General features: G+C 62.1%; 7 protein-coding genes. 5 read left to right on the plus strand and 2 right to left on the minus strand.

Annotated features, from left to right (window positions below):
* The first annotated feature begins 164 nt into the window (after positions 1-164).
* Positions 165-2,750: an ATP-dependent chaperone ClpB gene (gene clpB / locus BTW08_RS04665; RefSeq protein ID WP_075561366.1), complete on the plus strand. Its 2,586-nt coding sequence runs from the start codon at positions 165-167 to the stop codon at positions 2,748-2,750.
* Positions 2,751-2,899: 149 nt separating this feature from the next.
* On the opposite strand, the gene BTW08_RS04670 is transcribed toward clpB, so the two are convergent.
* Entirely contained in the window at positions 2,900-4,243 is a 1,344-nt protein-coding gene (locus BTW08_RS04670) for a sugar porter family MFS transporter (RefSeq protein ID WP_075561367.1), read from the minus strand.
* A gap of 589 nt (positions 4,244-4,832) precedes the next feature.
* Here BTW08_RS04670 and BTW08_RS04675 point away from each other — a divergent pair.
* Together BTW08_RS04675 and ilvN are read left to right on the plus strand one after the other, a co-directional pair.
* Entirely contained in the window at positions 4,833-6,557 is a 1,725-nt protein-coding gene (locus tag BTW08_RS04675; protein WP_075561368.1) for an acetolactate synthase 3 large subunit, read from the plus strand.
* Complete coding sequence (gene ilvN / locus BTW08_RS04680) at positions 6,557-7,048, plus strand: acetolactate synthase small subunit (protein WP_075561369.1); 492 nt, start codon at positions 6,557-6,559, stop codon at positions 7,046-7,048. The genes BTW08_RS04675 and ilvN overlap by 1 nt, the downstream gene beginning before the upstream one ends.
* 82 nt (positions 7,049-7,130) lie before the next feature.
* Here the strand turns inward: ilvN and ilvY are convergent, their stop codons facing one another.
* Positions 7,131-8,015, minus strand: a complete 885-nt coding sequence (ilvY, locus tag BTW08_RS04685) for an HTH-type transcriptional activator IlvY (protein WP_075561370.1) — start codon at positions 8,013-8,015, stop codon at positions 7,131-7,133.
* Between the two features lie 152 nt (positions 8,016-8,167).
* Between ilvY and ilvC the strand changes: the two genes are divergently transcribed.
* Entirely contained in the window at positions 8,168-9,184 is a 1,017-nt protein-coding gene (ilvC, locus tag BTW08_RS04690; RefSeq protein ID WP_075561371.1) for a ketol-acid reductoisomerase, read from the plus strand.
* A gap of 177 nt (positions 9,185-9,361) precedes the next feature.
* On the plus strand, positions 9,362-10,234 hold the full coding sequence (gene pssA / locus BTW08_RS04695) for a CDP-diacylglycerol--serine O-phosphatidyltransferase (RefSeq protein WP_075561372.1): 873 nt from the start codon (positions 9,362-9,364) through the stop codon (positions 10,232-10,234).
* Positions 10,235-10,300: the final 66 nt, after the last annotated feature.

The following is a 10,300-nucleotide window of genomic DNA, read 5'->3' on the forward strand; positions in this document are numbered from 1 at the left end:
ATGTTGGTCGGGTTTCATGAATCTGATTCGTCTGGGGCGCTCTGCCGCAGCGAATTTTTCATGCGTCATGCTTGAAAAGCTTCAACATACCTCCATTTAAGTGTCAACTAATAAACAACTGAGCCGCCAGGCCATGACCTGCTGCGGTTTCTGGAGGAAGAGATATGCGTATGGATCGCATGACGACCAAGCTGCAAAACGCGTTGGCCGAGGCACAGTCGCTGGCGGTAGGGCGCGGGCACAATCAACTCGATCCGGGCCACCTGCTGATGGCGCTGTTCGAGATGCGCGACAGCGGCATCAAAGGTCTGGTTCAGAAGGCCGGCGGCGACGTCAGCCGCCTGCGTCAGGGGCTGGTCGGCTATCTCGACGGTCTGCCCGAAGTGGGACAGTTCGACGGCAACGTCGGCATGAGCCAGGATCTGGCGCGGCTGTTCAATCTCGCCGACCGTGAGGCGCAGACTCGCGGCGATCAGTACATCGCCATCGAACTGGTGCTGCTCGCCGCGCTGGACATGAAGAACGGGCTGACCAAGGTGCTGACCCAGGCGGGGCTGGATCGCAAGCGTCTCGCCAGTGCGATCGCCGAGCTACGCGGCGGGGCCAACGTCGATGATGCCAACGCCGAGGAGAAGCGCGAGGCGCTGGAGAAGTACACCCTCGATCTGACCGCTCGTGCCGAGGAGGGCAAGCTCGATCCGGTGATCGGCCGCGACGACGAGATTCGCCGCACGATCCAAGTGCTGCAGCGTCGGACCAAGAACAATCCGGTCCTGATCGGCGAACCCGGGGTGGGCAAGACCGCCATCGTCGAGGGGCTGGCGCAGCGGATCATTAACGGCGAAGTGCCGGAAGGTCTCAAGGACAAGCGCGTGCTGTCTCTCGACATGGGCTCGCTGCTGGCCGGCGCCAAATTCCGCGGCGAGTTCGAGGAGCGGCTGAAGTCGGTGCTCAACGAGCTCTCCAAGGAAGAGGGTCGGGTGATCCTGTTCATCGACGAGCTGCACACCATGGTCGGCGCCGGCAAGGGCGACGGCGCGCTGGATGCCGGCAACATGCTCAAGCCGGCCCTGGCTCGGGGCGAGCTGCACTGCGTCGGCGCGACCACGCTCGACGAATATCGTCAGTATATCGAGAAGGACGCCGCGCTGGAGCGCCGCTTCCAGAAGGTACTGGTGGACGAGCCGAGCGAGGAGGACACCATCGCCATCCTGCGTGGCCTCAAGGAGCGTTACGAGGTGCACCACGGTGTCGATATCACCGACTCGGCGATCATCGCCGCGGCCAAGCTGTCGACCCGCTACATCTCCGACCGCCAGCTTCCCGACAAGGCGATCGATCTGATCGACGAAGCGGCCTCGCGCATTCGCATGGAGCTCGACTCCAAGCCGGAAGAGATGGACCGGCTCGATCGGCGTCTGATCCAGCTCAAGATGGAGCGGGAAGCGCTCAAGAAAGAGACCGATGAAGCCTCCCGCAAGCGGCTCGACAATCTCGAGGTCCAGATCGACGAACTCGGGCGCGAATATGCGGATCTCGAGGAAGTCTGGAAGGCCGAAAAGGCCAGCATTCAGGGCGCGGCCCAGTACAAGGCGGAACTCGAACAGGCGCGTATCGATCTCGAGGCGGCCCGCCGGCAGGGCGATCTGGGACGGATGTCCGAACTCCAGTACGGCACCATTCCCAAGCTCGAGCAGCAGATTGCCGAAAGCAGCGACAGCGAAAGTGCGGACACGTCATCGCATCAGCTGCTGCGCTCCAACGTCACCGAGGAGGAGATCGCCGAAGTCGTCTCGCGCTGGACCGGGATTCCCGTCGCCAAGATGCTCGAGGGCGAGCGCGACAAGCTGCTGCGCATGGAAGACGCGCTGCACGAGCGGGTGATCGGTCAGGACGAAGCGGTCACTGCCGTGGCCAACGCGGTGCGGCGTTCGCGGGCGGGTCTTTCCGATCCGAATCGACCCAACGGCTCGTTTCTGTTCCTGGGCCCGACCGGCGTGGGCAAGACCGAGCTGTGCAAGTCGCTGGCCAACTTCCTGTTCGACACCGAGGAAGCGATGGTGCGCATCGACATGTCCGAGTTCATGGAGAAGCACTCCGTGGCTCGTCTGATCGGCGCGCCTCCCGGCTATGTAGGTTACGAGGAGGGTGGCTATCTGACGGAAGCGGTACGTCGCAAACCCTATTCGGTACTGCTGCTCGACGAGGTCGAGAAGGCGCATCCAGATGTGTTCAACATCCTGCTGCAGGTGCTTGAGGACGGCCGCCTGACCGATGGCCAGGGCCGCACGGTGGATTTCCGCAACACCGTGATCGTGATGACGTCGAACCTGGGCTCCGATGTGATCCAGCGCATGGGCGGCGAGGAGAGCGACTACTCGGCGATGCGGGACGCGGTGATGACGGTGGTGGGCAACCACTTCCGGCCGGAACTGATCAACCGGATCGACGAGGTCGTCGTGTTCCATTCGCTGGGACAGGAGCAGATCCAGGCGATCGCCTCGATCCAGCTCGACCGCCTGCGCAGTCGCCTTGCCGAGCGCGATCTCAAGCTGGACATCAGCGACGAGGCGATGGCGCAGTTGGCAGTGGTCGGCTTCGATCCGGTGTTCGGCGCGCGTCCGCTCAAGCGGGCGATCCAGAGCCGAATCGAGAATCCGCTGGCCCAGGATCTGCTGTCGGGTCGATTCGTGCCCGGCGACACCATTCGCGTCCGCGCCGACGGCGATCATCTGGTGTTCGACAAGTAAGGCGATCGGCCCGGCTGCGACGCCGGGCCGATTCACTGGCGAGATTCATTTCGACATACGGTCGCGTCCTGACCGTTTTCCCGCCCGCGGCGTTCAACGTCGCGGGTTTTTCATGCCTGTCTTTCGTGTCTGTCTTTCGTTATCCGCCATCATGCCCCTGATTCCCCGCGCGGCGACAGCTTCTGCTGCAGTTTTTCCAGCGACACGCCTTTGGTTTCCGGCATCAGGAAGGCGACGAAGACGATCTGCAGCACCATCATGAAGGCGAAGAAGGCGAACACCGGGCCGCCGTTGAACACGCTCAGCACCCACGGTGTGACCAGGGTGATGACGGCGGCGAAGAACCAGTGGGTAAAGCTGCCGAGCGACTGGCCCCGGGCGCGTTCGCGGTTGGGGAAGATTTCCGAGATGAACACCCAGATCACCGTGCCCTGGCTAATGCCGTGGGCGGCCACGAACAGGCACAGCTGAATCGGGATCAGTGCGCCGCCGAGATTATCGGTGAAGAACGCATGCGAGATGATCGATAGCGAAATGATGTAGCCCACCGAGCCGACGTACATGAGCTTGCGGCGGCCGAAACGGTCGATCAAGGCCATGCCGAGCATGGTGAAGAGCACCATGATCAGACCGATACCGGCGGTGGAGAGCAGGGCGGCGTTATCGCCCAGCTGCGCCGACTCGAGAATACGAGGCGCGTAGTAGAGCACGAAGTTGATACCGGTGAACTGGTTGAAGAACGCGATCAGAAACGCCAGCGTGATCGGCAAGCGGTAGCGGCGCGAGAAGAAGCGCGAGTGGACCTTGTTGTCTTCTCGATCGGCGGCCTGGATCTCCTCGATCTGCTTTGCGGTGTCACTTTGCGGATCGATCTGGCTCAGCACACCGGCGGCAGTTTTCGTATCGCCTCGGTTGAGGATCAGCCAGCGCGGGCTCTCCGGCACCTTCAGCAGCGCCAGGGTATAGACCAGCGCCGGCACGGCTTCGACGCCGACCATCCAGCGCCAGGCGTCGTCGCCGAGCAGGCTGCCGAGAATGGCATTGGAGACATAGGCCATGAAGATGCCGAACACCACGTTGAACTGATAGAGCGCCACCAGATTGCCGCGCCGTTCGGCCGGGGCGATTTCGGAAATGTAGGCCGGTGCAGCGACCGAGGACATCCCCACCCCGAAGCCGCCGATCAGACGGAAGAACGAGAACCAGAACGGGTCAGTGGCGAGCGCCGAACCGACGGCGGAAACGAAGTAGAGCACGCCGATGATGAACAGCGTCGCGCGGCGACCCAGGCGATCGGTCGGCCAGTTGCCGAAGATCGCACCCAGTACCGTCCCCCATAGCGCCATCGACATGATGAACAGGCCATGCTGAAGATCGCTCAGCCCCCACAGCTCCTGGATCGGTCTATCCGCACCGGATATCACGGCGGTATCGAAGCCAAACAGAAAACCTGCCATGGCCACGAATGCAGACCATTTCACGATAGGAGACATGCGCGTTACCCCGATTGATTGGCGAGTCATGCGTTAGCAGTCGAATTCAGTACAGCAGGGATGACTCGATGGCGCTGCGCAAAACGATCCAACTTTAGTCGCCGATACTGGCGGCGTTCAGACGTTGTTGCCGTTGAAGAGCGGCTGGCTAGCGTCGAAGGTTGACAGCCCCCGGGTGCTGGTGGAATCTATGCGGTTCCTGATTGTGGGCGCAGTCATCCACGGGCGATCCCCGGCCGCTGCGTGAAGGGTAGGTTCCCAGTGACCTCTACCCGCCTGACGAAGGACCTCTTTCTCAGCGTTGTTGAGAAACCTAGGGCGCGGGCCAAACGCCTGTTCCCGCCAACCCCGATGCGGCTATCTGCCGTGTCAGGAATTGCCAGCGCCATGGCGCGAGCGGTTCCTATGAGTGCGGGTCCCCACCCCGGGCCCAGGACGCCAGGATATGGCATCAGGCGTCGACCGCAGGTCGACAGCGGCTTACCGCCGTGATTGAGCTTCGTTTCCGTGGATAGCGCCAGGCGCTCACGGATCGGTTTCGGAAGCGGAACCACGAAGCGGCACTCGAACTTCCAGGGGAGACTTACCAGTGGAATTACTTTCCGGCGCCGATATGATCGCCCGCTTTCTGAAAGACGAAGGCGTCGAGCGCATCTATGGCTATCCGGGCGGCGCGGCGTTGCACATCTATGATGCCCTGTTCCGTCAGGATAGCGTTCAACACATTCTCGTTCGTCACGAACAGGCCGCGACCCACGCCGCCGATGGCTATGCCCGCGCTTCAGGCAAGCCCGGCGTGGTGCTGGTCACTTCCGGTCCCGGCGCGACCAACGCCGTCACCGGTATCGCTACCGCCTACATGGATTCGATCCCGATGGTGGTACTGTGCGGCCAGGTCGCCAGCCATCTGATCGGCGAGGATGCCTTTCAGGAAACCGACATCGTCGGCGTGACCCGCCCCATCGTGAAGCACAGCTTCTCGATCCGGCACCCCAGCCAGATTCCGGAAGTGCTGAAAAAGGCCTTCTATCTTGCCGCGACCGGCCGGCCCGGCCCGGTGGTGGTGGATATTCCCAAGGACATGACCGCGCCCACCGAGCGCTACGAATACGTCTATCCGAAGAAGGTCAAGATTCGCTCCTACAACCCGGTGACTCGCGGGCACAGCGGCCAGATCAGGAAGGCCGTCGACATGATGCTCAAGGCGCGCCGGCCGGTATTCTACACCGGTGGTGGCGTCGTCACCGGCGGCGCCAGCGAGGCACTGACCGACCTGGTCCAGCGGCTCGGCTTCCCGATCACCACCACGCTGATGGGGATTGGCGGCTATCCGCAGGGTGACCGGCAGTCGCTGGGCTGGCTCGGCATGCACGGCAGCTACGAGGCCAACATGGCGATGCATCACGCCGATCTGATCGTCGCCATCGGCGCGCGCTTCGACGACCGCGTGACCAACAACACCTCGAAGTTTTGCCCCACGGCCAAGATCGTGCATGTCGACATTGACCCCAGTTCGATCTCCAAGACCGTGCGGGCGGATGTACCGATCGTCGGCGCGGCGGGCAGCGTCATCAACGAGATGATCAGCCTGGTGCAGGAGCGCGATGCGACCAACGCCGAGGCGCTGGGCGAGTGGTGGAAGAGCATCGAGGGCTGGCGTGGCGAGCGCGAAGGCAAGCTCTACGAGCCTTCGAAACCGGGCGAAGCGCTCAAGCCGCAGGAGGTGGTCGAGGCGGTCTATCGCGCCACCCGCGGTGAGGCGTTCGTGACCACCGACGTGGGCCAGCACCAGATGTTCGCGGCGCAGTACTACAAGTTCGCCAAGCCCAATCGTTTCATCACCTCGGGCGGCCTCGGCACCATGGGCTTCGGCTTCCCGGCGGCGATGGGCGTCAAGCTCGGTTATCCGCAGGACGACGTGGTCTGCTTCACCGGGGAAGGCAGTTTCCAGATGATGATGCAGGAGCTGTCGACGTGTAAGCAGTTCGATGTCGGCGTCAAGATCGTCAATCTCAACAACGGCTCGCTGGGCATGGTGCGCCAGTGGCAGGACTTGAACTACAAGTCCCGCCACGCGCACTCCTACATGGAGTCGCTGCCGGATTTCGCCAAGCTGATCGAGGCGTACGGTTTCACCGCGATCACGGTGAAGACTCATGAGGAGCTGGCGCCGGCGCTGGAACGCGCCTTCGCCGACACCAACGAGCTCGTGTTCCTCGATATCTATGTCGATCCATTCGAACACGTCTATCCGATGCAGGTGCCGTTGGGCTCCATGCGTGACATGCTGCTTTCGAAGACGGAGCGGACCTGATGCGCCATATCATCTCGATTCTGCTGGAAAACGAACCCGGCGCTCTGTCCCGCGTGGTGGGGCTGTTCTCCCAGCGCAACTTCAACATCGAAACCCTCAACGTGGCGCCGACGGAAGATCCGTCGCTGTCGCGGCTGACCGTGACCACGGTGGGCGATGACCGGGTGATCGAGCAGATCACCAAGCATCTCAACAAGCTGATCGACGTGGTCAAGCTGGTCGACCTGACCGAGGGCAATCACATCGAGCGCGAACTGATGCTGGTCAAGGTCAAGGCGCTGGGCGCGGCCCGCGACGAGGTCAAGCGCACGGCGGATATCTTCCGGGCGCAGGTCGTCGACGTCACCCCGAGCGTCTACACCGTGCAGATCACCGGCGACGCCGGCAAGCTCGACGCCTTCGTCCAGGCGATGGCGCCGATCGGCATTCTCGAGGTCGCGCGGACCGGCGTTTCGGGCATTGCCCGTGGCGACAAGCTGCTCACGCTCTAAATACGATCCATCGCCAGACCCACGCCCGGCAGAAGCGATTCTGTCGGGCGTTTTGTGTTTTCAGACTCTTCGGCGGGCCGGGTCAGTTGGGTAGCTGGGCCCATAACGCTTCGATCAGCGCACTTTTCAAGCGGCGCTTGAGCACGCACAGGCCGACATCGTAGTGCGGCAGCTCCGGCTTGACCGGCAGGATCGTGATGCGGTCCAGCAGCGGGCTGTTGTCGAGCACGATGCGCGGCACGATGCCAACCCCGAACCCCAGCCCGACCATGCTGACGATCGCTTCGTTGCCGGCGACCTGGGCGTAGATACGCGGACTGATGCCCATGGCCCGGAACCAGGTATCGGCGTGGTCTCGCGACAGACCGGATTCGGAAAGAATCATCGGCACGCCTTTCCACTGCGAAGGCGTCGGCGTTTCCGGCGTGGCCGGTAGCCAGTCGGCGCCATCACGGGGGGCGATGAACACCAGCGGCGACGTCGTCAGCGGTTTGAATGCCAGTGCGTCCGGCAGGCTGCGCGGGCGAGCGGTGATGGCGATGTCTTCGTTTTCGGCCTGGACGCGAGCGATGGCATCCGCCGGATCGCCGGTATGCAGCTTGATCTCGATGCGCGGATGACGCTGACGGAATTCGCTCAGTAGCCGGTAGAGGAAGCTGTAGCTGGCGGTGACCGAGCAGTAGATGCTGATCTCGCCGGCCAGTTCGCGAGTCTCCGCCATCAGCGTGGACTGCATCGCCTGCCACTGTTCCAGTGTCTCCCGGGCATAGGAGTGAAACAGCTGACCCTCCCGCGTCAGCGTGACATGACGGTTGTCGCGCTCGAACAGGGTGACGCCGAGCGTCTCCTCCAGCTGGCGGATCGCACGGCTCAGCGTCGATGGGCTGACGTGGCAGGCATCGCTGGCGCGGCCGAAGTGCAGGTGTTCGGCCAGGGCCAGGAACTGGGTGAGCGGGCGGTAGTCCATTGTCGTTCGATCGGCTTGTTTCAATTTATGAAATGTCGCGTTGCAAATATAGCGTTTTACGCAACAAGTTGCCTGACTTATCGTGGCCTTACGCGATAACACAGGGCATCGCACCAGACGGCGCCCATCAGATTCCACTTCCGGAGTACGACATGCACGTTTATTACGACAAGGATTGCGACCTTTCGCTGATTCAAGCCAAGCAGGTCACCATCGTGGGTTACGGCTCCCAGGGGCATGCTCATGCCAATAACCTGAAAGAATCCGGCGTCGACGTGACCGTCGGCCTGCGCAAGGGCTCTTCCTCTGCCGCCAAGGCGGAGAGCGCCGGGCTCAAGGTGGCAAGCGTTGCCGAAGCGTGCAAGACCGCCGACGTGGTCATGATGCTGGCTCCCGACGAGAATCAGAAAGTGATTTACGAGCAGGATGTCGAGCCGAACCTGAAAGAGGGCGCCACCGTCGCCTTCGCTCACGGCTTCAACATCCATTACAACCAGGTCGAGCCGCGTGCCGATCTCGACGTCATCATGATCGCTCCCAAGGCGCCGGGTCACACCGTGCGTTCCGAGTTCGTCCGTGGCGGCGGTATCCCGGATCTGATCGCCATCCATCAGGATGCCTCGGGCCAGGCCAAGGAGATTGCACTCTCCTACGCGGCGGCCATTGGCGGTGGTCGTAGCGGCATCATCGAAACGACTTTCAAGGACGAGACCGAAACCGATCTGTTCGGCGAGCAGGCGGTGCTTTGTGGTGGCGCGGTCGAGCTGGTCAAGGCCGGCTTCGAAACCCTGACCGAAGCGGGCTACGCACCGGAAATGGCCTACTTCGAGTGTCTCCACGAGCTCAAGCTGATCGTCGACCTGATGTACGAAGGCGGCATCGCCAACATGAACTATTCGATCTCCAACAACGCCGAGTACGGCGAGTACGTCACCGGCCGCGAGATCATCAACGACGAATCCCGCGCCGCCATGAAGAAGGCGCTGCAGCGTATCCAGGACGGTGAGTACGCCAAGATGTTCATCGCCGAGGGCGCCTGCAACTATGCGTCACTGAACGCTCGTCGTCGTCAGACCGCCGAGCATCCGGTTGAAGTGGTCGGTGCCAAGCTGCGCGGAATGATGCCGTGGATCACGGCCAACCAGCTGGTCGATAAGAGCAAGAACTGAACGCTTTTCGACGACAGCAGGCATGGAACGGGGGTGCGACGACGGTCGTGCCCCCGTTTTCGTATTGCTGGTACAGTGGAATCGGGTTTTACGCGGGCATCTATCGTGATTCCCGCTAGGCTGTAGAATGAGCCGGCTATCAAGCCCGAGCGCACTCGCCAATAAAGGACTCGCTTCATGACGCAGGATGACCGCCACCACGAGCAAGAGCCCGAGACCATTACTATCGGCGCCACGTCTCCATTGTACGATGACGAAGACGAGGTGATCGAGGAAACGGTCGAGAACGGCAAGCGGATACGCCGTCGCGGCATCTACTTGTTGCCCAACCTGTTCACGCTATCCGCGCTGTTCGCCGGCTTCTACTCGATCGTCGCGGGCGTCAACGGCGACTATGCCAAGGCCGCCATCGCCATCTTCGTGGCCATGGTGCTGGACGGGCTGGATGGGCGAGTCGCGCGTCTGACCAATACCCAGAGCGCCTTCGGCGAAGAGTTCGACAGCCTTTCCGACATGGTCTCGTTTGGCATGGCGCCTGCGCTGGTGACGTTTACCTGGATCCTGCAGGACATCGGCAAGATTGGCTGGATCGCCGCGTTCATCTTCGTGGCCGGTGCGGCGTTGCGCCTGGCACGTTTCAACGTGCAGATCGGCAGCATCGACAAGAAGTGGTTCGTCGGTCTACCCAGCCCGTCGGCGGCGGGTGTGGTTGCCGGCTGCGTCTGGGTCTTCCATACCTTCGATGCGGAATCGCTGGGCTTCAAGATACTGATGACCGTGGTAGTGGCAGCAGCCGGCGTTCTGATGGTCAGCAATGTGCGCTACCACAGCTTCAAGGAAATCGATTTCAAGGGGCCGGTGCCGTTCGTGTTCTTGTTGGCGATCGTGCTGCTGTTCGTGCTGATTTCTATCGAACCCTCCGTGATGCTGCTGGCGCTGTTTGGCTGCTATGTCGTCTCGGGCCCGGTACTGGCATTGGGTCGTATGAACAAGGCGCGTAGAGAGAAGCGTCGCAGCGAAGCGGGCGGTCAGAACGCCCAGGATGACTAGCTTCTGACGAAGCGATCAATTCGCTGAACAGTGCTGAAACGCCCGCCCTGCGCGGGCGTTTGGGTT

Origin of the sequence: Salinicola sp. MH3R3-1, assembly GCF_001937155.1 — a bacterium.
In the GTDB taxonomy this organism is placed as follows: Bacteria; Pseudomonadota; Gammaproteobacteria; order Pseudomonadales; family Halomonadaceae; genus Salinicola; species Salinicola halophyticus.

Coding starts and splice junctions, on each gene's coding strand:
- ilvN (WP_075561369.1), top strand. CDS start 6,557: ATGCGCCATATCATCTCGATTCTGCTGGAAAACGAACCCGGCGCTCTG.
- BTW08_RS04670 (WP_075561367.1), bottom strand. CDS start 4,243: ATGTCTCCTATCGTGAAATGGTCTGCATTCGTGGCCATGGCAGGTTTT.
- clpB (WP_075561366.1), top strand. CDS start 165: ATGCGTATGGATCGCATGACGACCAAGCTGCAAAACGCGTTGGCCGAG.
- ilvC (WP_075561371.1), top strand. CDS start 8,168: ATGCACGTTTATTACGACAAGGATTGCGACCTTTCGCTGATTCAAGCC.
- ilvY (WP_075561370.1), bottom strand. CDS start 8,015: ATGGACTACCGCCCGCTCACCCAGTTCCTGGCCCTGGCCGAACACCTG.
- pssA (WP_075561372.1), top strand. CDS start 9,362: ATGACGCAGGATGACCGCCACCACGAGCAAGAGCCCGAGACCATTACT.